17 protein-coding genes are annotated in these 23530 nt (G+C 71.2%); 14 read left to right on the forward strand and 3 right to left on the reverse strand.

Going from position 1 to position 23530, the window contains the following annotated elements:
* Positions 1-209 precede the first annotated feature (209 nt).
* From ACWD12_RS29335 to ACWD12_RS29350, 4 genes are all read left to right on the forward strand, one after another.
* Complete coding sequence (locus ACWD12_RS29335; RefSeq protein ID WP_358363773.1) at positions 210-716, forward strand: phosphatase PAP2 family protein; 507 nt, start codon at positions 210-212, stop codon at positions 714-716.
* A gap of 4 nt (positions 717-720) precedes the next feature.
* Entirely contained in the window at positions 721-1668 is a 948-nt protein-coding gene (locus ACWD12_RS29340) for a decaprenyl-phosphate phosphoribosyltransferase (RefSeq protein ID WP_358363775.1), read from the forward strand.
* Positions 1661-3049 (forward strand): FAD-binding oxidoreductase, encoded by a 1389-nt coding sequence (locus ACWD12_RS29345; RefSeq protein WP_358363777.1) that lies wholly within the window; start codon positions 1661-1663, stop codon positions 3047-3049. The genes ACWD12_RS29340 and ACWD12_RS29345 overlap by 8 nt, the downstream gene beginning before the upstream one ends.
* Before the next feature lie 73 nt (positions 3050-3122).
* Entirely contained in the window at positions 3123-3878 is a 756-nt protein-coding gene (locus tag ACWD12_RS29350; protein ID WP_358363778.1) for a decaprenylphospho-beta-D-erythro-pentofuranosid-2-ulose 2-reductase, read from the forward strand.
* Positions 3879-3953: 75 nt separating this feature from the next.
* Here the strand turns inward: ACWD12_RS29350 and ACWD12_RS29355 are convergent, their stop codons facing one another.
* On the reverse strand, positions 3954-5615 hold the full coding sequence (locus tag ACWD12_RS29355) for a N,N-dimethylformamidase beta subunit family domain-containing protein (protein ID WP_358363780.1): 1662 nt from the start codon (positions 5613-5615) through the stop codon (positions 3954-3956).
* Positions 5616-5909: 294 nt separating this feature from the next.
* Here ACWD12_RS29355 and coaE point away from each other — a divergent pair, with 294 nt between their 5' ends.
* The 7 genes from coaE (at position 5910) to ACWD12_RS29390 (ending at position 16001) form a co-directional block, all read left to right on the forward strand.
* Positions 5910-6518, forward strand: coding sequence for a dephospho-CoA kinase (gene coaE / locus ACWD12_RS29360; RefSeq protein ID WP_450102090.1), 609 nt, complete (start codon positions 5910-5912; stop codon positions 6516-6518).
* Between the two features lie 129 nt (positions 6519-6647).
* On the forward strand, positions 6648-8630 hold the full coding sequence (locus ACWD12_RS29365; protein ID WP_450102091.1) for a hypothetical protein: 1983 nt from the start codon (positions 6648-6650) through the stop codon (positions 8628-8630).
* A gap of 38 nt (positions 8631-8668) precedes the next feature.
* Positions 8669-10750: an excinuclease ABC subunit UvrB gene (gene uvrB / locus ACWD12_RS29370; RefSeq protein ID WP_358363783.1), complete on the forward strand. Its 2082-nt coding sequence runs from the start codon at positions 8669-8671 to the stop codon at positions 10748-10750.
* 279 nt (positions 10751-11029) lie between these two features.
* Positions 11030-11602 carry a TerD family protein gene (locus tag ACWD12_RS29375; RefSeq protein WP_358363785.1) on the forward strand — a complete coding sequence of 191 codons (573 nt, stop codon included), beginning with the start codon at positions 11030-11032 and terminating at the stop codon, positions 11600-11602.
* A gap of 265 nt (positions 11603-11867) precedes the next feature.
* Positions 11868-13676 (forward strand): TerD family protein, encoded by a 1809-nt coding sequence (locus tag ACWD12_RS29380; RefSeq protein ID WP_450102092.1) that lies wholly within the window; start codon positions 11868-11870, stop codon positions 13674-13676.
* 324 nt (positions 13677-14000) lie between these two features.
* A complete protein-coding gene (locus ACWD12_RS29385) occupies positions 14001-14633 on the forward strand; it encodes a 3'-5' exonuclease (RefSeq protein ID WP_450102093.1) in 633 nt (210 codons plus the stop codon).
* A gap of 315 nt (positions 14634-14948) precedes the next feature.
* The gene (locus ACWD12_RS29390) at positions 14949-16001 is read left to right on the forward strand and encodes a TerC family protein (RefSeq protein ID WP_450102094.1); all 1053 of its coding nucleotides are present in this window, start codon (positions 14949-14951) and stop codon (positions 15999-16001) included.
* A gap of 70 nt (positions 16002-16071) precedes the next feature.
* Here the strand turns inward: ACWD12_RS29390 and ACWD12_RS29395 are convergent, their stop codons facing one another.
* Together ACWD12_RS29395 and ACWD12_RS29400 are read right to left on the reverse strand one after the other, a co-directional pair.
* Positions 16072-16728 carry an MBL fold metallo-hydrolase gene (locus ACWD12_RS29395; RefSeq protein WP_450102095.1) on the reverse strand — a complete coding sequence of 219 codons (657 nt, stop codon included), beginning with the start codon at positions 16726-16728 and terminating at the stop codon, positions 16072-16074.
* A 49-nt stretch (positions 16729-16777) separates the two neighbouring features.
* Positions 16778-17512, reverse strand: a complete 735-nt coding sequence (locus ACWD12_RS29400) for a maleylpyruvate isomerase family mycothiol-dependent enzyme (RefSeq protein WP_450102096.1) — start codon at positions 17510-17512, stop codon at positions 16778-16780.
* A 430-nt stretch (positions 17513-17942) separates the two neighbouring features.
* On the opposite strand from ACWD12_RS29400, the gene uvrA reads away from it, so the two are divergent.
* The 3 genes from uvrA to uvrC all read left to right on the forward strand — a co-directional run bounded on the left by uvrA (position 17943) and on the right by uvrC (position 23510).
* Positions 17943-20789, forward strand: coding sequence for an excinuclease ABC subunit UvrA (gene uvrA, locus ACWD12_RS29405; protein WP_358348835.1), 2847 nt, complete (start codon positions 17943-17945; stop codon positions 20787-20789).
* Between the two features lie 193 nt (positions 20790-20982).
* Positions 20983-21426 carry a Rieske (2Fe-2S) protein gene (locus tag ACWD12_RS29410; protein ID WP_358348832.1) on the forward strand — a complete coding sequence of 148 codons (444 nt, stop codon included), beginning with the start codon at positions 20983-20985 and terminating at the stop codon, positions 21424-21426.
* A gap of 56 nt (positions 21427-21482) precedes the next feature.
* Positions 21483-23510, forward strand: coding sequence for an excinuclease ABC subunit UvrC (gene uvrC / locus ACWD12_RS29415; RefSeq protein ID WP_450102097.1), 2028 nt, complete (start codon positions 21483-21485; stop codon positions 23508-23510).
* Positions 23511-23530: the final 20 nt, after the last annotated feature.

Genomic DNA, 23530 nt, shown 5'->3' on the forward strand with positions numbered 1-23530 from the left:
GGGCCTTTGGCGCCTGCTGCCGCGTTCCCCTCCCGTACCGGGAACGAGAGCGCGCATGCGGTGACCGGGCCGGGACCGACAACCGACGGATGACGCGTTCGGGGACGTGGATTCCGGTGCCGACGCGACGTGTGGGAATGAGGGTTCGTATGGCCTCTGGTGGGTTTCCGGCCACCGGGCAGGTATTCAGCATCGTCACGGGAACCGACGTGGCCCTGTACCGAGGTGTACGCGGGCGGACCGGTCATCCGGTGATCCAGCGGGCGAGCAAGGCCCTTTCCTTCGCCGGTGAGCACGGCGGCGTGTTCCTGGCGACCGGCCTGGTCGGCGCTGCCGTCGACAAGGGCCGGCGGGCGCAGTGGCTGCGTGCCACCGCCACCATCGCCACCGCGCATGCGGCCAGCATGGCGCTCAAGCGCGTCGTGCGGCGGCCGCGTCCCGCGTTCGAGGACATGCTGCCGATCGTCCGCACCGCGGGACGGCACAGCTTCCCGTCCTCTCATTCCGTGTCCGCCGCCGCGTCCGTGGTCGCGTTCCGCGGCCTGGTGCCCGCCCGGGTCACCGTGCCGGCCGCGGTCGCGATGGGCTTCTCGCGGCTCGTCGTAGGCGTCCACTACCCGACCGACGTGATCGGCGGCGCGGCCATGGGGGCCGCCGCCGCGCATCTGGGTCGGTCCTGGTCCAAGCGCGCCAGTTCCGTACCGAAGGGGATCTGAAGACGTGAGCACGTCCGAGATCGAAGCGTCGCCGCAGGCCCAGGCCGACACGGCCGAGCCGCCGCGGCCTCCCAGGGGTGGACTCCTGGGCGGGCTCATCAAGCTCGCGCGACCCAAGCAGTGGGTCAAGAACGTCCTCGTCTTCGCGGCGCCGCTGGCGGCCGGCCGCATCGACGAGTGGGACGTGATGCGCCAGTGCCTCTACATCTTCGCGATCTTCTGCATCGCGGCGTCGTCGATCTACTACGTCAACGACGCGTTCGACGTCGAGTCGGACCGCCAGCACCCGAAGAAGCGGTACCGGCCCATCGCCTCGGGCGTGGTGCCGGTCAAGCTGGCGTGGGTGCTCGGGCCGGTCCTGGCCGTGGCGTCGATCGTGCTGTCGGTGATCCTGTGCAACCGGGGCACCGCACTGATCGTCGGCCTGTACATCGCCATGCACATGCTCTACAGCTTCGCGTTCAAGCACGTGCAGGTCCTCGACCTGATGATGGTCGCCTCCGGCTTCCTCTTCCGGGCGATGGTCGGCGGTGTCGCGGCGGACATCCCGCTGTCCCGCTGGTTCCTGCTGACCGCGGGCTTCGGCTCGCTGTTCATGGTCGCGGGCAAGCGGTACTCGGAGATGGTCCTGATGGGCGAGGAGGCGGCCAAGACCCGTGCCTCGCTGGCCAACTACTCGATCACCTACCTGCGCTTCGTGTGGCAGATGTCGGTGGCCGTCACCGTTCTGACGTACAGCCTGTGGGCGTTCGACATTCCGCAGGGCGACGCCACGCTGGCCTGGCAGCAGTTGTCCCTGGTGCCGTTCGGCTTCGTGCTGCTGCGGTACGCCGTCTACGTCGACGCGGGAACCGCGGGTGCGCCGGAGGACGTTGTCCTCAAGGACAAGGTCATCGTCGGACTCGGGTTCGCGTGGCTGCTCATGTTCGTCCTGGGAGTTTTCCATGTCTGACGGCCCCGTGGCCGACTTCTTCCCCGCCGCGCAGCGCAAGTCGCTGAACGGGTGGGGCCGCACCGCCCCGACCACCGCCGACGTCGTCACCCCGATGACGCGCGAGCAGGTCGCGGACGCACTACGCAGGCGCACCGACCGCGGCGTCATCGCCCGCGGCCTCGGGCGCAGTTACGGCGACCCCGCGCAGAACGGCGGCGGGCTCGTCCTCGACATGACGTCGATGAACCGCGTGCTGGACGCCGACCTCGAGAACGGCGTCGTCACCGTCGAGGCCGGCGTGAGCCTGGACCGGCTCATCGAACTGTTCGTGCCGTTCGGCTTCTTCGTGCCGGTGACCCCCGGCACGCGGCAAGTGACCGTGGGCGGCGCCATCGGCGCGGACGTGCACGGCAAGAACCACCACGCGCACGGCAGCTTCTGCGACCACGTGCTGTCGATGGACCTGCTGCTGGCCGACGGCACCGTGCGCACCGTGACGCCCGAGGGCGACCCGGAGCTGTTCTGGGCCACCGCGGGCGGCATGGGCCTGACCGGCATCGTGCTGTCGGCGGTCGTCCGCATGACGCCGATCGAGACGTCGCTGGTGTCGGTCGACACCGACCGCACGCGCGACCTCGACGAGATCATGGCGCTGATGGCCGAGACCGACGAGAAGTACGCGTACACCGTCGCGTGGCTCGACTGCCTCGCCAAGGGCCGCAACCTCGGCCGGTCGGTGCTCACCTGCGGCGAGTTCGCCCGGCTGGAGGACCTGCCGGCCAAGAAGCGCGCCAATCCGCTGAAGTTCAAGAGCGGGACGCTGGTGACGGTGCCGGACATCGTGCCGGGCCGGCTGCCGAACAAGTTCACCATGGGCCTGTTCAACGAGATGTGGTACCGCAAGGCGCCGCAGCACAAGGTCGGGCAGCTGCAGAGCATCTCGGCGTTCTTCCACCCGCTGGACGCGGTCCAGGAGTGGAACCGGGCGTACGGCAAGACCGGGTTCCTGCAGTACCAGTTCGTGGTGCCGTTCGAGCGCGAGGCCGCGCTGCGCCAGGTGGTCGAGAAGATCAGCGCGGCGGGCGCGCCGTCCTCGCTGACGGTGCTCAAGCGCTTCGGCCCGGGCAACCGCGGATACCTGTCGTTCCCCAAGCCGGGCTGGACGCTGACGCTGGACTTCCCGACCAACACGCCCGGGCTGTCCCGTCTGCTGCACGAGCTCGACGAGCTGGTGCTGTCCAACGACGGCCGCATGTACCTGGCGAAGGACTCGCGGATGGACCCCGCGGACATGGCCCGGATGTACCCGCGCCTGGAAGAGTTCCGCACGGTCCGTGCCAAGGTGGACCCGGACGGCGTCTTCGTCTCCGACCAGGCCCGCCGTCTCGGCCTCGCCTGACCGGCGGCCCCGGCGACCGGCCGGGGCGCTGCGAAGGCGGGACCGGCAAGCCATCCACTCAGAAGGAAACACGGTGAAAGACGCTTTGGGCGCACCGCAGTCTCTCCTCATCCTCGGCGGCACGTCCGAGATCGCGCTCCACACCGCCCGCAAGATGGTCGCCGAGCGCGTACGCCGCGTGGTGCTGGCCGGGCGTCCCTCCGACGCCCTCGACGCGGCGGCGACCGACCTGCGCGGCCGCGGCGCGGCCGTCGAGGTCGTCGCGTTCGACGCGGCCGAGCCGGACACCCACGAGAAGACCATCGACGGGGTGTTCGCGGACGGCGACATCGACGTCGTGCTGCTCGCGTTCGGGGTCCTGGGCGACCAGGAGTCCGACGAGCAGGACCCGGTCGCGGCGGCGAAGGTCGCGCAGGTCAACTACGTCGGCGGGGTGTCGGCGGGGCTCGCGTCGGTGAAGGCGCTGCGCCGCCAGGGCCACGGCTCGCTCGCGGTGATCTCGTCGGTCGCCGCCGAGCGCGCCCGCAAGGCCAACTTCATCTACGGCTCCTCGAAGGCCGGCCTGGACGCGTTCGCGCAGGGCCTGGCCGACAAGGTGCACGGCACGGGCATCCACGTCATGGTGGTCCGCCCGGGCTTCGTGAAGACGCGCATGACCGAGGGCATGCCCGACGGCCCCATGGCCACCACGCCGGACGTCGTCGCCGACGGCATCATCAAGGGGCTGCGCAAGGGCTCCACGACGGTGTGGGTGCCGGGTCAGCTGCGGTACGTGTTCTCGGTGCTGCGGCACGTTCCGCGCCCGATCTTCCGCAAGCTCCCCATCTGACGCACCGAGCCGAACGCCGTGTGGCGGCCGCCCCGACCGGGGGTGGCCGCCACACGGCGTTCACACGGCGCGGTGTCAGGGGCGTACGCCCACGTCCTCCGGCCGCGCGGCGGTGGCCACCAGGTTCTCCGGGGACGGCGGCGGCAGCGGAGCGGACGGGTGGCGGGTGCCCGCGGGGCCCTCGGCGAAGGCCCGCACGATGTTGTCGGTCATGCGCTCCAGGACCGCGCGGCTGGTGGCGTCCACGGGCATCTCGTGGCACGCGCCGCGCAGTTGGCAGGGCCAGTAGGTGGTGCCTGCGGAGAAGACGCCCGCTCCGGAGGGGGTCGTGTAGTACGTGATCGTGCCCATCGTGGCGCGCGGTCCGACGCGGAGCGGGGCCGCGGCGATGACCGAGAGGGTCGGGGGCGTCGCGGGGTCGTTCGGGAGGGCCGTGTCGTACTCGCCGCCGAGTGAGTTCGCGAGCACCTGGCCGTCGCGTACGCCGGTGCCCGCGTAGATCCACGAACCGGCGTCCAGCACCCGGAACGACCCGACCACGCCCAGCCCGCCCCACGTGGCGCCGACGAGGCTGTGCTCGCCGCGGTTGAGCGGCGCCTCGCGCCACGTGACGGTGGCCTGGCGGGGGTCGTCGGCCGCGAGCGGGTCCTCGGCCGCCTTGCGGTAGACCGCCACCCGGCGGTCGGCGCCCGCGGGGGAGGGCTCCAGGCGCGAGTGCCAGTAGACGGTGTTGGCGCCGAAGAAGGCAATGTTGACGCCGCGGTCGCGCGCGGCCTCGACGCCGTCGTACATGCGGCGCGTCCAGTACTCGTTGTGTCCGCCGATGATCAGGCCCTTGTGGCGCAGCAGTTGCGAGGGGCGGCGGTCGACGTCGATGTCGGTGACGTAGTCGACGTCGATCCCGGTGCGTTCGAGGGCCTGCACCATCGGCACGTCGTACCAGTAGGGCACGAGGTATCCGCTGCCGGTGTAGGGGCGTTCGAAGCTGGCCACGCGGGCGCGGTCGGAGCGGGCGCCGGAGGTGTCGCGGGGGCCGCTGTAGAGCCCGTATCCGCCGTAGGTGTTGTACGCCTGGGCGGTCAGGTTGGCCGCCTGGAACAGCAGCGGTGCGTCGCCGGCCTCGTCCCGCACGGTCAGCTGCATCCCGTAGGAGCTGCCGGACCGGTTCCGCAGCACGAGCATGTAGTAGCCGGGCGGCCAGCGTTCGTCGACCGTGAACTCCAGGGACATCGGCCAGTTCGTCTCGACGGTGTAGGTCGGTGCGGCGGCGGCCGGCTTCGGGCGCGGCACGCTGGGGACCTCCGCCGACGACCACACCTCGCGGCCGCCCGTCCCGCCGTACCAGCCCATGCGGTACGCCGTCAGGCGGGCCGGCCCGGGCCCGGTGAGCCGCAGCTCCACGCTCTCGCCGCACGCGACGCTGTCGGTGTCGAGGAAGCCCATGAGTTCCGCGCCCCAGCGCTCGGGGACCCGCCAATCGCCGGTCCCCGCCTGCTTGTTCTCCTCGGCGACCCAGCCGGCTGGCCGCGCCACGCGGGCGCAGGGCGTCGACACCGCCGTGGTGCGGTCCTCCGGCATGGTCCCCGGCGGGATGACGCGTTCGGCGGTGTTCGGGTCGGTGGAGGCCTTGCCCGCCGTGTGCGGCCGGGCCCCTGGCGGATCGCCGCCGGTGTCGCATGCCGCCAGGGCGCCGAGGAGCAGGGCGATCGTCAGCGTCGCGGCGCGGATGCGGGGCATGGACTCCTCGATCGGCAGGGTTCCGGAAGGGTGCGGGCGGAACTCGCCGGGACCACCGGGCGGAATCCGGTGGTATCCGGCAAGGATTGACAGACCCTGGGGATCGGATGATCCACGAATCTACAACCGCAAAACCCGGATTCGGGTTGTCGGTACAACTCCGGCATGTCGCCATGGATACGCGTGCGGTGGCCGAACGGTTGCGGAATGGCCGCCGAATTCGCCCGGACCGGAATCCTCGATACCGGTGACCCGGGGGAAGCGCGCGCCAGGGGCGCATTACGCTGACCTGTCATGGTCAACGTGGGGCTTACCGGCGGCATCGGTTCGGGCAAGAGCGAGGTGTCGCGTCGGCTCGCGGCGTACGGCGCCGTGGTCGTCGACTCCGACCTGATCGCGCGCGAGGTCGTCGAGCCCGGCACCCCGGGGCTGGCCGCGTTGGTCGCCGAGTTCGGGGCGGACATCCTCGCCGCCGACGGCACCCTCGACCGGCCGAAGCTCGGCTCGCTGGTCTTCGCCGACAAGGACCGCCTCGCGGCGCTCAACGCGATCGTGCACCCGCTCGTGGGCGCCCGCGCCGACGAGTTGCGGGCCGCGGCGGCCGAGGACGCGGTGCTGGTCAACGACGTGCCGCTGCTCGCGGAGAACCGGCTGGAGAAGCTGTACGACCTGGTCGTGGTCGTCGACGCGTCCCCCGAGACGCAACTCGACCGCCTCGTACGCCTGCGCGGCATGACCGAGCAGGACGCCCGCAACCGCATGGCCGCCCAGGCCACCCGCGCGGACCGCATCGCCATCGCCGACGTCGTCGTCGACAACGACGGGCCGATCGAGGCCCTGGAGCCCCAGCTTCGCGCGCTGTGGGAGCGCCTGACGGGCGAGCCGCCCGCCGGCATCGCATGATCGAAAGCACGCCGCACTGACCGCCGGGAGCCCCGGCGCCGCCCTGCCCGGCCCTTCCGTCCCCGCACACGCGGCGGGCGCCACCAGTGAGGACACGATGGCCACCCTCGGGACGAGGACGCCCGCACGATGACGGACCGGAGCACCCGCAGCGCCCCGGGCGCCGAGCCCGGGTCTGACGCGGACGCGCACGTCGGCGCGGCCCCCGCGGCCCCCGCGGCCGCCAGGACCGTCGGAGACGCCGGGCCCGCCGCCGCGGCGACCGGTACGCGCACCCGGCTCCGCAGGCTTCTGCCGACCGCGCCCCACACGTGGGACCGCCGCAGGGCGGCCCGGATCGGCGTGCACGTGGCGTGGCCGCTGATGCTGGCCACGTGGCTCACGTACTCCGTCGGCCGCTACGGCTTCGCCCCCATGGACCAGGGCTTCACCCAGGCGCTCACGTGGCGGATCCTCGACGGCCAGGTGCCCCACGCGGACTTCTTCTCGCCGCGGCCGGCCGGTTCGGCGGTGTTCCACATCGTCGACTTCGTGATCCCCGGCCCTCTGATGCTGGTGCAGGCGTGGGTCGCGACACTCCAGTTCGTCGTCTCGGCGATCGCGCTCACCGTGCTGGTGACCGGCCGCCCGTGGACGCGCTTCGGCCCGCTGCTGGTCGGCCTGACCGCCGCCGCCGCGATGGTCAACCTGCACATGTGGGCCGCGATGACGTGGCACACCACCGACGGCATCTTCTTCGCGTCGCTGGGCTGGTGCCTCCTGGACCGGGGGCTGCGCCGCGACAGCGCCGCACTGCGCCGCTGGGGCCTCTTCCTGGCCGGGTACGCGGTCATCTGCAAGCAGAGCTTCGCGCCCGTCCTGCTGGTCGCCCTCGCGATGCTGTTCCTCCATCCGCGCAGGCGCGGCAGCCTGACGCCGCGCCGTGTCGCGGGGGACCTCGCGGCGCTGGGCGGCGCGGGCTTCGGGTACGTCGTGTGGGTGGTCCTGGGCGGCGGCACGGCCGAGCTGCCCGACCAGCTCCTGGGCACCGACGGCGTGTGGGGCAGGCGCGTGCTGACCCTGATGCCGGAGATGCTGCGCGGAGCCCCGCAGGAGCGGCGCTGGCTGCTGCTGTTCGCGGTCGCGCTCGCCGCGATCGTGGTGGCCCGCCTGGTGGCCCGCCGTCCCGGCGACGGGGCGGCGCGCCGGGTCGCGAGCTGGGCCGACCCGGCGGCGTGCCTGGTGGCCACCGCGGCGATCGTCGCGGAGCTGACCCAGGCGAAGATGATCTTCGCGGAGGTCGCGTACTCCTGCATCCTGTGGTGGATGCTGGCCGGCGCGGTCGTCGTCGACGCCATAGTGCGCCGACGCCTGCTGACCGGAGCGCTGCCGGTGCTCGCGCTGGGCTGGATGGTCAGCCTCTCGTACGGCTACGACGTGCCGGCGCTGATCGGCGGCTCCATCGCGCTGACCACCATGGTCGTGCTGTGGCGCGGTGCGGCCACCCCGGCCCCGCTGGTGGTCGCCGCCGCGTCGCCGGCCCGCCGGGCGACGGCGGTACGCGCGCTGGCGCTCGCCGCGGCGGGTGCGCTGGTGCTCGGCGCCGGGGCGGTCAAGCTGCTCGACGTACGCGACGGCTACGGCTACATCGACGGAGGCCGCCCCGTCCTGACCCAGGACATGGGCACGGTGTCGCCCGAGATGCGTGGCATCCGGACCAGCCCCGGCGACCGCCGCTACATGACCCAGGTCCGCGACTGCGTCAAGGCGCGGCCGGCCAAGTGGGTCGCGGTGCTGCCCGACACCTCGGTGGCGTATCCGGTGTTCGGGCTCGACAACCCGTTCCCGATGGACTGGCTGTACTACATGGAGGTCAAGAACCGCGAGGCCGAGAAGCTCATGCTCAAGCGGGCCAAGGAGCTGAACGCCTCGGGGGACTACCTCGTGCTGTTCCAGACCATCGACGTGCGGTTCGTGGCGGTGCCCGGCTACGTGCCCAAGTACGTGCCGCCGAACCAGCCCATCGTGCACTGGACCGACCGCAACATCGAGGCCAAGGTCAAGCGGGAGCTGAAGGGCGAGGTGTTCTCGTGCGGCTCCTTCGTGGCGGTCTGGGCGCCGCCCAAGAAGTAGCCGCCCCGCTTGTCGGACCCAGGCCGTACGGTTGACGAGTGCGACCCATCACGGACCTCGAACGCAAAGTGGCGCCCTTCCAGGTCGTCAGCCCCTACCAGCCAAGCGGCGACCAGCCGGCGGCCATCGACGACCTCGAGCGACGCGTCCGCGCCGCGGAGAAGGACGTCGTGCTGCTCGGCGCCACCGGCACGGGCAAGTCGGCGACGACCGCCTGGATGATCGAGCGGCTCCAGCGGCCGACCCTGGTCATGGCGCCCAACAAGACGCTGGCCGCGCAGCTCGCCAACGAGTTCCGCGAGCTCCTGCCGAACAACGCGGTCGAGTACTTCGTCTCGTACTACGACTACTACCAGCCCGAGGCGTACATCGCGCAGACGGACACCTACATCGAGAAGGACTCCTCGATCAACGAGGAGGTCGAGCGGCTGCGGCACTCGACCACCAACTCGCTGCTGACCCGCCGCGACGTCATCGTGGTCGCGTCCGTGTCCTGCATCTACGGTCTCGGCACGCCGCAGGAGTACGTCGACCGCATGGTGTCGCTCAAGGTCGGCCAGGAGATCGACCGCGACGCGCTGCTGCGCCGCTTCGTGGACATCCAGTACGCGCGGAACGACGTCGCGTTCACGCGTGGCACCTTCCGGGTCCGCGGCGACACGATCGAGATCTTCCCGGTCTACGAGGAGCTCGCGGTCCGCATCGAGATGTTCGGCGACGAGATCGAGTCGCTGATGACGCTGCACCCGCTGACCGGCGAGGTCGTCACCAACGACGAGCAGCTGTACGTCTTCCCGGCCACCCACTACGTGGCCGGCGCCGAGCGCATGGAGCGCGCGATCACCGGCATCGAGAAGGAGCTCGCCGACCAGCTGGCGCTGTTCGAGAAGCAGGGCAAGCTGCTGGAGGCCCAGCGGCTGCGCATGCGCACGACGTACGACATCGAGATGATGCGGCAGATCGGCACCTGCTCGGGCATCGAGAACTACTCGCGGCACATCGACGGCCGCGAGGCCGGCAGCGCGCCCAACACGCTGCTCGACTACTTCCCCGAGGACTTCCTGCTGGTCATCGACGAGTCGCACCAGACGGTGCCGCAGATCGGCGCGATGTACGAGGGCGACGCGTCGCGCAAGCGGAACCTGGTCGACCACGGCTTCCGGCTGCCGTCCGCGATCGACAACCGCCCGCTGAAGTGGGAGGAGTTCCTCGAGCGCATCGGGCAGACGGTGTACCTGTCCGCGACGCCCGGGCCGTACGAGCTGTCGCGCGGCAACGGCGTCGTCGAGCAGGTCATCCGCCCGACCGGGCTGATCGACCCTGAGGTCGTGGTCAAGCCGACCGAGGGCCAGATCGACGACCTCGTCGAGGAGATCCGCAAGCGCGCCGAGCGCGACGAGCGCGTGCTGGTGACCACGCTCACCAAGAAGATGTCCGAGGACCTGACCGACTACCTCCTCGAACTGGGCATCCGGGTGCGCTACCTGCACAGCGACATCGACACGCTGCGCCGCATCGAGCTGCTGCGCGAGCTGCGGCTCGGCGAGTTCGACGTGCTGGTCGGCATCAACCTGCTGCGTGAGGGCCTGGACCTGCCAGAGGTGTCGCTCGTGGCCATCCTGGACGCCGACAAGGAGGGCTTCCTGCGCTCCGGCACGTCGCTGATCCAGACCATCGGCCGCGCGGCCCGCAACGTGTCCGGACAGGTGCACATGTACGCGGACCGCATCACTCCGTCGATGGAAAAGGCGATCGACGAGACGAACCGCCGCCGCGACAAGCAGATCGCCTACAACGAGGAGCGCGGCATCGACCCGCAGCCGCTGCGCAAGAAGATCGTCGACATCCTCGACATGATCGCGCGCGAGGACGCGGACACCCACGAGCTGATGGCGGGCGGCAAGGGGCGTACCAAGGCACCTGTGCCCACCGCCGGGCGCAAGCTGCCGGACGCCAAGGACATGCCGGCCGCGGACCTCACGGACCTGATCGGCCAGCTGACCGAGCAGATGCACGCGGCCGCGTCCGAGTTGCAGTTCGAGCTGGCGGCCCGGCTCCGCGACGAGGTCGGCGAGCTGAAGAAGGAACTGCGCGGCATGAAGGCCGCCGGAATGGCGTGAAGCGGCACGGGACGGCAGACGGTGGCGCGTTGCGGGGCGCCGCCCGTGTGTACGTGCCGAGTCCGTAAGATTGCCCGTTTCCGGGGGCCGGGAACCGTCTACCAGGCGAACTGGTCCACAACAGAGGGAACGACCCGTCGAATCGAAACGTCATGAACGATAGGTTCGTCACGGATGGGCCCCCTGGTCGACTTCCCTGACGGGAGGTTCGGCAGGGGACTACGCTGCGGGCGCGAGGCCGCGTGCCGCGGGACAAGCTTTGTGAGGGGAGACATCACAGTGTCCGTCAACATGGTCAAGGGTCAGCGCCTGTCGCTCGAAAAGCAGGGTGGCGGCCAGCTGACCCTGGTCCGGATGGGCCTGGGCTGGGACGCGATCAAGAAGAAGGGTCTGTTCGGCAGCCGGGAGCGCGACATCGACCTGGACGCCTCGTGCGTCCTGTTCGCGGACCAGCAGCCGGTCGACGCCGTCTACTTCGGCCACCTGGTCAGCGACGACGGCTCGATTCGCCACACCGGCGACAACCTGACCGGCGCCGGTGACGGCGACGACGAGTCGATCATCGTCGACCTGACCCGCGTCCCGGTGCACGTGACGCAGATCATCTTCACGGTGAACTCGTTCCAGGGTCAGACCTTCCAGGAGGTCGAGAACGCGTTCTGCCGCATCGTCGACGAGACCAACGGGCAGGAGCTGGCCCGTTACACGCTCTCCGGCGGTGGCCCGAACAACGCCCAGATCATGGCGAAGCTCTACCGCCACGGTGACGGGTGGAAGATGACCGCCATCGGTGAGCCGGCCAACGGCCGTACCTTCACCGAGCTGATGCCGGCTCTGGCCGCGCACCTGTAAGCGAGAACTGGTAGTCCGGAACGGGCCGGGGCCACGGTCGAGACAGTGGCTCCGGCTCGTGCGGTTCCGTCCCTCGGGGGCGGGGAGGGGAACGCGCCACCGATGAGTGAGCGAAGCGAGCGAATCCAAGACGGGGGTGCGTTTCGCGAATGCGGCGCCGAGCGCCGGCGAGGTGCGGCATGAGTGAGCGAAGCGAGCGAAGCCGGCGAATCAAAACGGGGCGGGCGTTTCGCGCGTGCGGCGCCGGCGGTCGGCGGGGTGCGGCATGAGCGCCGAACTCGTGCGGGGCCAGAACCTGCCGCTGCCCGAGCCGCACGTCGCGGTCGACCTCACCGTCCAGTGCCCGGTCGAACTCGTCGCCGTGCTGCTCGACGCGAGCCTGAAGGTCCGCGACGACGGCGACGTGCTGCAGCGCGACGGCCGTACCGTGGCCGGATTGTCGCTGCGCGCACAGGGTGTCGACGTGGACCTGTCGGCGCTCCCCGCGGACGTCGACCGGGTGATCGTCGCGGCGACCGTCGAGGGCGGCGGTGTGGACCGCTTCGGTGCGGTGGACGCCCCGGTCGCAAGTGTCACCTCCGGTGGTGCGCCGATCGCCGTGTTCACCATTACCGACCTGGGCAGCGAGCGCGCGATCCAGACCGTCGAGCTGTACCGCCGCCAGGGCGCGTGGAAGGTCCGCGCCGTGGGGCAGGGGTACGACGGCGGCCTCGACGCGCTGCTGCGCGACGTGGGCGTCGAACTGCGCGCCCCGATCGTGGACCGTGTGCGCATGCTGCTGGCCGGTCCGGCCGCGCCCGCGCACAGCGCCGCGAGCACCCCCGGTCCGGCGGCCCCGCAGTCGTCCGGGCGTCCGGACGCGCAGCCGGTACCGCCAATCGCCGGATTCCCGTCAGCCCCGTCGCCGGCGCCCTCCACCGCGGGCATGAGCGACGCGCAGCGGGAGGCGGCCGCGCTGGAGGCGCGCCGCCAGGTCGAGCGGCTCTACGAGCAGGTGTGGGGCATCTTCGAGGACGCCGCGCGCTCCGCCGCGTCGTACCGCTCGTCGGTCGGCTACGCGGACAACAGGCTCGACAAGGACCTGGAGGACGTGCTGAACGACCCGGCGGCGCGTACCTCGCCCGCCGGGCTCGCGCAGCAGGACGCGGCGCGTGCCAAGCACCGCGAGCTGATCGAGCGCGCGCGTGCCGGGCTCGACAAGGACTCCGCCCAACTCGCGGCCGAGGTCGCGCAGTTGGAGCCGAAGCTGCCGCCGGAGATGGCGCGCTGGGACTCCCCGGTGTGGGCCGGGTGGCGGGCTCCCGAGGACACCGCGCTGGCGATGCGCCTCGGCGACCTGCACCTGCCGGAGAACCCGCAGCTGCGGATCCCCATGGTGCTGCGGCTGCCGATGGAGCGCGGCCTGTGGATCGACAGCGGCGCGTCCGGTGTCGACGGCGACGTGGCCGGTGTCGCGGACGAGGCGGTGCGGGCGCGGGCGACCGAGCTCGCGGTGACGCTGTCCGCGCGCATGCTCGCGGCGTTCCCGGTCGGCGACCTGAAGCTGCATGTCGTGGATCCGGAGGGCAAGGGCGCGGCGGCGGGCCCGTTCGCGCCGCTGGCCGCCAGCGGGCTGCTCGTCGGTCCCGCGGCGACCACCGCGCCCGAGGTGTCGGCGATGATGTCGCGGCTGATGGACCGGGTCGAGCTGGCGCGCATGGCACTGGAGAGCGGCGCGACCGACTCGCTGCCGGAGCACATCGACTTCAGCCGCCAACTGCTGGTCGTGCACGGCTTCCCGTACGCCTTCGACGACCGCACGATGACGCAGCTGCGGCACCTCGTCGAGGAGGGGCCGCGGGTGGGCGTGCACGTGATGGTGGTCGGGAGCCGTGCGGACGCGCAGTCCTTCGGCCCGCTGCTCGACCCGCTGTGGCGGGCGATGCTGCGGCTGACGCCGATTCCCGAGGACCACATCGCGGACCCGTGGGTGGGGCACGCGTGGACGTACACGCCCGACCTGCCCTCGGACGGCACCGGCGTCACGCAGACGCTCCTGACGTGGGTCGCGTCGAGTGCGGCGGGCGGCCGCTGACAGACGGGCAGTTCGCATCGGACGTGCGGGGGGGGGGGGGGGCGCGGGGGGCGCCCCCCCCCGGCGGGGGGGGGGCGCGGGGGGGGGGGGGGGGGGGCCCCCGGCCCCCCCCCCCCCCCGCCGCACGTGTGTGTGGGCATCTCGCCGCCCCTTACGGGTGGTTCGGCATGGTTGCGGCCGACCGGGCGACCCGGCGCCGCTAGGGTGAGCGTGGCCTCGAGAGGCCGCTGCGGTGCCCTGGTGTCAGACGAACCCCTCGGAGTGCAAAGCGTGTTCTCGTATGCCGGCGTTCCCGGACCCCGTAGTGCGGACGGTCCGGGCGGGGTGGTCGACATCGCGGAACTGGAGTTCGCGGTGGTGGACCTGGAGACCACCGGCTTCTCGCCCGGGCGCGGGGACCGCATCGTGGAGATCGGCGTCGTGCGGGTCGGCGGCGACGGGCGCGTGCTGCGCGAGTGGACGACGCTGGTCGACCCGGGGCGCGGGGTCGGGGCCACCCAGGTCCACCGCATCACGGCGCGGGACGTCGTGGGTGCACCCCGATTTGCGGACATCGCGGGGGAGTTGGCGGCGCTGCTGGCCGGCGCGGTGGTGGTGGCGCACAACGCCTCGTTCGAACAGCGGTTCCTGGAGGCGGAGTTCGCGGCCTCCGGGATCGGGATGCCGATCGTTCCGGCGCTGTGCACGATGCGGCTGGCGAAGGCGGTCGGCCTCGACCTGGACGACCACAAGCTCGGCACCTGCTGCACGTACTTCGGCCTGGAGTTCCCCGATGCGCACGCCGCGCTCGCGGACGCGCGGGTGACGGCGCGGCTGCTGCCGCTGCTGCTGGCGAGTGCGGGGGCGCGGCGGCTGGTGCTGGGGGCGCGGCCGTGTGAGGCGCCCGCGTACCCGGCGTTCCAGGGGCGGCTGCGGCCGAGGCGCGGCTTCGAGCCGGTGGAGGCGGGCCGGGCCTGAGGCTCACCGGACACGGGGCTGGACGGGCCGTTGGACACGGGGTCGGACGGCGGCCGGGGCGGGTGAGCCGCGCCACGAACACCACGGAAAGGTAAAGGCTTACTTGGTCTTTACTTTACCTTCTGGCATGCTGGTCCTCATCGGAGGGGAGTATTCCCCCACGGCACGGTCGTCAGTACGACATATCGGCCTGCGTCCCTATGGCGCAGTGGGAACGATGTGTCCGGCCTGCCGGTCCGGGCGGCCCCTGAGGCACATCCGGGCGGAAGAGACCTCCGGCATCGACGCACCCTGCCACGTCTGCCGGAGGCATTTGTGGATGTTTCGCTGACCACCTGGATCGTGACCATCGTGGTCCTGCTCGCACTCGTGGGCGTGGACCTGGTCATCAACCGCAAACCCCACGAGGTGACGCTCAAGGAGGCGTCGCTGTGGGGCATCTTCTGGGTCGCCCTCGCCGTCGTCTTCGGCATCGGCATCTGGTTGTTCTCCGACGCCCAGTACTCGGGCGAGTTCTTCGCGGGCTTCATCACCGAGAAGTCGCTCAGTGTCGACAACCTGTTCGTGTTCGTCCTGATCATGGGCAAGTTCGCGGTGCCGGCCCAGTACCAGCAGCGCGTGCTGCTGATCGGCGTGCTGCTCGCGCTCGTGCTGCGCGGCATCTTCATCGGCCTCGGCGCCGCCGTCGTGTCGACGTTCTCGTGGGTCTTCTTCCTTTTCGGCGCGTTCCTCATCTGGACCGCATGGAAGCTGATCAAGGAGGCCAAGTCCGACGAGGAGGAGGAGTTCGAGGAGAACGCCGTCCTGCGCTGGGTCGAGAAGGTCGCCCCGACGACGAAGGACTACCGCGGCACCAAGCTCCTGGTGAAGGAGCACGGCAAGCGCTTCGTGACGCCGATGCTGATCGTCATGATCGCGGTCGGTACGACCGACGTGCTCTTCGCGCTGGACTCGATCCCGGCCATCTTCGGCCTCACGCAGGAGCCGTACATCGTCTTCACCGCCAACGCGTTCGCGCTGATGGGTCTGCGGCAGCTGTACTTCCTCATCGGCGGCCTGCTCAAGAAGCTGGTCTACCTGTCGTACGGCCTGTCCGTGATCCTCGGCTTCATCGGCGTGAAGCTGGTGTTCGAGGCGCTGCACGGCCAGGGCGTGCACGTCCCGGAGATCGGCATCCCGCTGTCGCTGGGCTTCATCGTCCTGACGCTCGCCGTGACCACGGTGCTCAGCCTCCGCAAGTCCAAGAAGGACGCCGAGATCGAGGCCGCCGAGGCAGCTGCCGCAACCGGCGAGAACGGCGGCAACGGCGCCGACGGCAAGTCCGCCGCGGCCGACGGCACCGACGAACTGGAGTCCGCCGACAAGTAGCGACGCCGGCGGTATGGCACGAAAGCGGCGGGGTTCCCCTGGGAACCCCGCCGCTTTCGTGTGCGAGCGGTCACCAGCCGCGGGCGCGCCACTCTGCCAGGCTCGGACGTTCCGCGCCGAGGGTTGTGTCGTTGCCGTGGCCCGGGTAGACCCAGGTCTCGTCCGGCAGCCGACCGAAGATCTTCTCCTCGACGCCGGCGAGGAGCGTGCGGAACGCCGCGTCGTCGCCGAAGGTGTTGCCCACGCCGCCCGGGAACAGGCAGTCGCCGGTGAACAGGTGCGGATGCCCCTGCGGGTCGTCGTAGACCAGGGCGATGCTGCCCGGCGTGTGCCCGACCAGATGGATCGCCGACAGCTCCACGCGGCCGACGGTGACGGTGTCACCGTCCGCGAGCAGGCGGTCGGTCGGCACCGGGATCTCCTCGGCGTCGAAGCGCCCGGCCAGCGTGGTCGCGCCGGTGGCCGCCACGACGGCGTCGAGCGCCTGCCAGTGGTCGGCGTGCCGGTGGGTGGTCAGCACCTGGCCGAGGCCGTCCGAGAACAGCGTCAGGAGGGTCTCCGGGTCGTTGGCCGCGTCGATCAGCAGCTGCTCGCCGGTCGCGCGGCAGCGCAGCAGGTAGCAGTCGTTGTCGTACGGGCCGACCGCGATCTTCGTGATGATCAGGTGCGCCAGTTCGCGGACCGCCGGAGTGCCGCCGACCTTGACCGAGCCGTGATACGTCGTCATGGCTCCATCCTCCCGCTCGGCGGCGGTCCGCTCCAGACCGGTCGGCCGGTCACAGCCAGGCGGGCAGCGGCGGCAGCGCGCCCGGGGGGTCCATGACCAGGCCGTCGCCGCCGGTACGCCCTATCAGCCACGCCAGCAGCGTCCGCCGCCGTCCCGAGACCACCGCCACGGGCGCGTGGTCCTCCGGCCCGACGGTGAGCCGGCGCCCGGAGTCCTCGTCGTGCAGCAGCAGCGGCACGGTGTCCGGCCGCCCCCGGAACGAGGCGGCGGCGTCCAGCAGTTCGCGGGTCGCGAAGTCGCCGGGCCAGTGCGCCGGGGTCCACCCCGCGTTCAGGTCCACGTGGTGGATGTAGAGCTCGCGGAGGCGCTTGTACGGCAGCTGCACCGCGGCGAACTCGCGCCCGTCGGGGCCCGCGACCTTCGCCCCCCACGCGGCCGGCGACATCGCCTCCAGCGTGTCGTTCAGGCGTGCGGAGGTGGTCCGCAGGTCCGCGAGGACCTCCTCGGGCGGGCGGTGCGCGCCCGCCTCGATGGCCGCGTCGCGGGCGTTGCCCGGCCCGTACATCGGCGTCGGCACCCCGGTGCCCGCCCAGTGCGCGAGGTTGCCCAGCGCGTCGGCGTTGCGGGCGAGGTGGCTCAGAACGTGCGCCCGCGACCATCCCGCGAGCAGCGACGGTCCGGCCATGCGCGCCGCGTCCAGCCGCTCCGCGGTGTCCAGAACCTGCGCGGTCGCGGCTGCGATCTCGTCCACCAGGGCGGCGGGGTCGAACCCGTCCGTGGTCAAGCGTCCCTCCCGAGAACCTGCGGCGGAGCCGGAATACCGGCCCTGGGCCGACCCTGCGCCGACGGTGCGCGGCCCCCGGGCGCTGTCGGCACGCCCCGACCGTATCGGCTGACGAGGCCGCCGGGCGAGCGGTTCGCGCCACCCGCCCCGCCGCCCGCCGGGGCGCGAAAAGCTCGCACGATCGAGTGAAACGTCCCCCGGTCGGGCCATAATCGAATACGTGTGCGATAGCCTGGCGGCCGCAAAAGGGGAACAAACGCGGGCCCCGGGCCGCTTACGATGGCCGGGGGACAAATTCCGGGGTAGCCCTGTCAAGGGCCCGCAACCAGTCGGAGGAGCCCACCCGCGCCTCCGGCAGGACGTCCAGTGCGCTCACATGCCGATCGCCCCGTGAGCCGTAAAAGAGCTGTCGAAGGGTTTCGAGTCTCCAGTGGCCGACCGTCTCATTGTCCGTGGCGCGCGCGAGCACAACCTCAAGGATGTCTCCCTCGACCTCCCGCGCGACGCGCTCATCGTCTTCACCGGGCTCTCCGGTTCCGGCAAGTCGTCGCTGGCCTTCGACACGATCTTCGCCGAGGGGCAGCGCCGCTACGTCGAGTCGCTGTCGTCGTACGCCCGCCAGTTCCTCGGCCAGATGGACAAGCCCGACGTCGACTTCATCGAGGGCCTGTCGCCCGCGGTGTCGATCGACCAGAAGTCCACCAACCGCAACCCGCGCTCGACGGTCGGCACCATCACCGAGGTCTACGACTACCTGCGCCTGCTCTTCGCGCGCATCGGCCACCCGCACTGTCCGCAGTGCGGCCGTCCGATCTCGCGGCAGAGCCCGCAGCAGGTCGTCGACCGCGTGCTGGAGCTGGACGAGGGCACCCGCTTCCAGGTGCTCGCGCCGGTCGTGCGCGAGCGCAAGGGCGAGTTCGTCGACCTCTTCGCGCAGCTCCAGTCGCAGGGCTACAGCCGCGCCCGCGTCGACGGCCAGGTGATCCAGCTCACCGAGCCGCCCAAGCTCAAGAAGCAGGAGAAGCACACCATCGAGGTGGTCGTCGACCGCCTCGCGGTCAAGTCGTCGGCCAAGCGCCGCCTGACCGACTCGGTGGAGACCGCGCTGCGGCTCGGCAACGGCATGGTCGTGCTCGACTTCGTCGACCTGCCCGAGGACGACGAGAACCGCGAGCGGATGTACTCCGAGCACCTTTACTGCCCGTACGACGACCTGTCGTTCGAGGAGCTGGAACCGCGCTCGTTCTCCTTCAACTCGCCCTTCGGCGCGTGCCCCGACTGCACCGGCATCGGCACCCGCATGGAGGTCGACCCGGAGCTCGTCGTACCCGACCCGGAGAAGACCCTCGACGAGGGGGCGCTCGCGCCGTGGTCCAGCGGCCACGCGAGCGAGTACTTCGGGCGACTGGTAGACGCCCTCGCCGACGCCCTCAACTTCCGCACCGACGTGCCGTGGGCGGGCCTTCCGGTGCGCGCCCGCAACGCGCTGCTCAACGGGCACAAGACGCAGATCGAGGTGCGCTACAAGAACCGGTACGGCCGCGAGCGCGCGTACACCACCGCCTTCGAGGGTGCGATCCCGTTCATCGTGCGCCGCCACTCCGAGGCGGAGTCGGACAGCAGCCGCGAGCGCTTCGAGGGCTACATGCGGCAGGTGCCGTGTCCGACCTGCGAGGGCACCCGCCTCAAGCCGATCGTGCTGGCCGTCACCGTCGCCGGGAAGTCCATCGCCGACGTCTCCGCGATGTCGATCAGCGACTGCGCCGACTTCCTCGGCGCGATCCGGCTGACCGCCCGCGAGAAGAAGATCGCCGAGCGCGTGCTCAAGGAGGTCAACGAGCGGCTGCGCTTCCTGGTCGACGTCGGCCTCGACTACCTGTCGCTCAACCGCGCCGCCGGCACGCTGTCGGGCGGTGAGGCACAGCGCATCCGGCTCGCCACCCAGATCGGCTCGGGCCTGGTCGGCGTGCTGTACGTGCTGGACGAGCCGTCCATCGGCCTGCACCAGCGCGACAACCACCGGCTCATCGAGACCCTGGTCCGGCTGCGCGACATGGGCAACACGCTCATCGTCGTCGAGCATGACGAGGACACCATCCGGGTCGCGGACTGGGTCGTCGACATCGGCCCGGGCGCGGGCGAGCACGGCGGCCGGGTGGTGCACTCGGGGCCGTACAAGGACCTGTTGAAGAACAAGGAGTCGCAGACCGGCGCCTACCTGTCGAAGCGCAAGGAGATCGCGACGCCGACCGAGCGGCGCGTGCCGGACAAGAAGCGGCGCCTGGTGGTGCACGGCGCGCGCGAGCACAACCTGCGCGATGTCACGGTCGGGTTCCCGCTGGGCACCTTCACCGCGATCACCGGCGTCTCGGGCTCCGGGAAGTCGACGCTGGTCAACGACATCCTCTACACGCACCTCGCGCGCGAGCTGAACGGCGCCCGCTCGGTGCCGGGCCGGCACACCCGCGTCACCGGAACGGACTTGGTGGACAAGGTCGTCCACGTCGACCAGGGACCGATCGGCCGCACGCCGCGGTCGAACCCGGCGACGTACACAGGTGTGTTCGACCACGTGCGCAAGCTGTTCGCCGAGACGCAGGAGGCGAAGGTGCGCGGCTACCTGCCGGGCCGCTTCTCCTTCAACGTCAAGGGCGGCCGCTGCGAGAACTGCGCGGGCGACGGCACCATCAAGATCGAGATGAACTTCCTGCCGGACGTCTACGTCCCGTGCGAGGTGTGCCACGGCGCGCGCTACAACCGCGAGACGCTCGAAGTGCACTTCAAGGGCAAGAACATCGCCGAGGTGCTGGACATGCCGATCGAGGAGGCCGGCGAGTTCTTCGAGGCGGTCCCCGCCATCGCGCGGCACCTCAAGACACTCGACGACGTCGGGCTCGGGTACGTCCGGCTCGGCCAGCCGGCCACCACGCTCTCCGGTGGCGAGGCGCAGCGCGTCAAGCTCGCCTCCGAGCTCCAGCGCCGCTCGACCGGGCGTACCGTCTACGTGCTCGACGAGCCCACGACGGGCCTGCACTTCGAGGACATCCGGCGCCTGCTCGGCGTGCTGACCTCGCTGGTGGACAAGGGCAACACGGTCCTGGTGATCGAGCACAACCTCGACGTCATCAAGACCGCGGACTGGATCGTCGACCTCGGCCCCGAAGGCGGCAGCGGCGGCGGCATGGTCATCGCCGAGGGCAGCCCCGAGGAGGTCGCGGACGTCGCGGAGAGCCACACGGGCAAGTTCCTCCGCGAGATCCTCGCCGACCGGCTCTGAGCCGGCTTCGGACCGGCTCTGCGCCGGCACCGGAACGGCACGGCACCGAGACGACACGGGACCGACCGGAGCCGGGGCCGACCCGATCCGGTCGGCCCCGGACCGCGCCGCGGCCGCCGGTGCGCTGTCCGGCCCACGACCGCCCGATGGGATCATGGGGTCGGCCAGGCACCGACCCCAGACGGAGAGACACATGACCGCACCGACCCCGACCTCCCCGGACCGCCGGACCGTGCTGCGCGGCGTGGCCGTCGCCGGTGCGGTGGGAGCCGTGGGCGTACCGCTCGCCGCCTGCACGACGGAGAACTCGGGGGCGCAGGCGGACGGTCCGCGCGCGGGCGAGCAGGGCCCGGTGACCATCGGCAAGGTCCCCGATGTCGCGGTGGGCGCGGGTAAGGTCTATGCGGACTCGCGGGTCGTGGTGACGCAGCCGGCGAAGGGCGTCTACAAGGCGTTCGACGCGCGGTGCCCGCACCAGGGGTGCCTGGTCAAGAAGGTCGAACAGGGCGTCATCAACTGCCCATGCCACGGCAGCCAGTTCGACGTCGACGACGGCTCGGTCGTGCGCGGCCCGGCGAACAAGGCCCTGCCGGAGCTGCCGACCAAGGTCGTCGACGGGGACATCGTCGTCGGCTGATGCACCCCCCGGCGGGCCGCCGCGACACCGCACAGACGAGAGGACCGAGGGAGCAGATGGCCGACCCGGCAACGTACCGCCCCAAACCGGGCGAGATCCCCAACAGCCCCGGCGTGTACCGGTTCCGGGACGCGCACCGGCGGGTCGTGTACGTCGGAAAGGCCAAGAACCTCCGCCAGCGCCTGTCGTCGTACTTCCAGGATCTCGCGGGACTGCACCCGCGCACCCAGACGATGGTCACCACGGCCGCGTCCGTGGAGTGGACCGTCGTCGGCACCGAGGTCGAGGCGCTCCAGCTGGAGTACTCCTGGATCAAGGAGTACGACCCGCGCTTCAACGTGAAGTACCGCGACGACAAGAGCTATCCGAGCCTCGCCGTCACGCTCAACGAGGAGTTCCCGCGCGTGCAGGTCATGCGCGGGCCGAAGAAGAAGGGCGTGCGGTACTTCGGGCCGTACGGCCACGCCTGGGCGATCCGCGAAACCGTCGACCTCCTGCTCCGCGTCTTCCCGGTGCGCACGTGCAGCAACGGTGTGTTCAAGGCCGCCAAGCAGGCCGGACGCCCGTGCCTGCTCGGCTACATCGGCAAGTGCGCGGCCCCGTGCGTGGGCCGGGTCAGCCCCGAGGAGCACCGCGAACTCGCGGACGAGTTCTGCGACTTCATGGCCGGGCAGACCGGCCCGTACATCCGCCGCCTGGAACGCGCCATGAAGCAGGCCGCGGTGGACATGGAGTACGAGAAGGCCGCCCGGCTGCGCGACGACATAGGGGCCCTCACGCGCGCGATGGAGAAGAACGCCATCGTGCTCGGCGACGGCACCGACGCCGACGTCATCGCGCTCGCCGACGACGAACTCGAGGCCGCCGTCCAGATCTTCCACGTGCGCGGCGGCCGGGTGCGCGGCCAGCGCGGCTGGGTCGTCGACAAGGTCGAGGACGTCACCCCGGCCGACCTCGTCGAGCACTTCCTCCAGCAGATCTACGGCGACCAGCGCGGCGACGCCGTCCCGCGCGAGGTCCTGGTGCCCGCGATGCCGCCCCAGCCGGACGCCGTCGCCGAGTGGCTGTGCACGCTGCGCGGCTCCCGGGTGGAGCTGCGCGTACCGCAGCGCGGCGACAAGAAGGCGCTCCAGGAGACCGTGCTGCGCAACGCGCAGCAGGCCCTCGTGCTGCACAAGACCCGCCGCGCCGGGGACCTGACCACCCGCTCGCTCGCTCTTCAGGAGATCGCCGACGCGCTCGGCCTGGACACCGCGCCGCTGCGCATCGAGTGCTTCGACATCTCGCACCTGCAAGGCACCGAGGTCGTCGCGTCGATGGTCGTCTTCGAGGACGGCCTGCCGCGCAAGAGCGAGTACCGGCACTTCGCCGTCAAGTCGTTCGAGGGCCAGGACGACGTCCGCTCGATGCACGAGGTGCTGACCCGGCGCTTCCGGCACTACCTCGCCGAGCGCGTGCGCACCGGTGAGCCGGAAATCGCGGGCATCGACGAAACCGAGGCACCGAGCGGGCCGATCGACCCGGAGACCGGCAAGCCCAAGCGCTTCGCGTACCCGCCGCAGCTGGTGGTCGTGGACGGCGGTCAGCCGCAGGTCGCCGCCGCCAAGCGCGCGCTGGACGAACTCGGCGTCGACGACGTCGCGGTCTGCGGTCTCGCCAAGAAGCTGGAGGAGGTGTGGCTGCCGGGCGAGGAGGACCCGGTGGTGCTGCCGCGCAGCAGCGAGGCGCTGTACCTGATGCAGCGCGTACGCGACGAGGCGCACCGCTTCGCGATCGCCTTCCACCGCAAGAAGCGGTCGAAGGCCATGACGGCGAGCGCGCTCGACGCCGTGCCCGGTCTGGGGGAGACCCGGCGCAAGGCGGTGCTCGGCCACTTCGGCTCGCTGCGCAGGCTGAAGGGCGCCACCGTCGAGCAGGTCATGGAGGTGCCGGGCATCGGGCGGCGGACCGCGGAGAACATCCTCGCCGCGCTGGCCGGGGCGGCACCGAAGATCGCGGTCAACACCGCGACGGGAGAGATCACCACGGACGCCCCGGATGAGATCGTGGAGCCGGATCGTTCTGGTGGAGGAGCACCCGAATGAGCGCCGCCGCGGGCGCCGCT

The organism is Streptodolium elevatio (assembly GCF_053592165.1).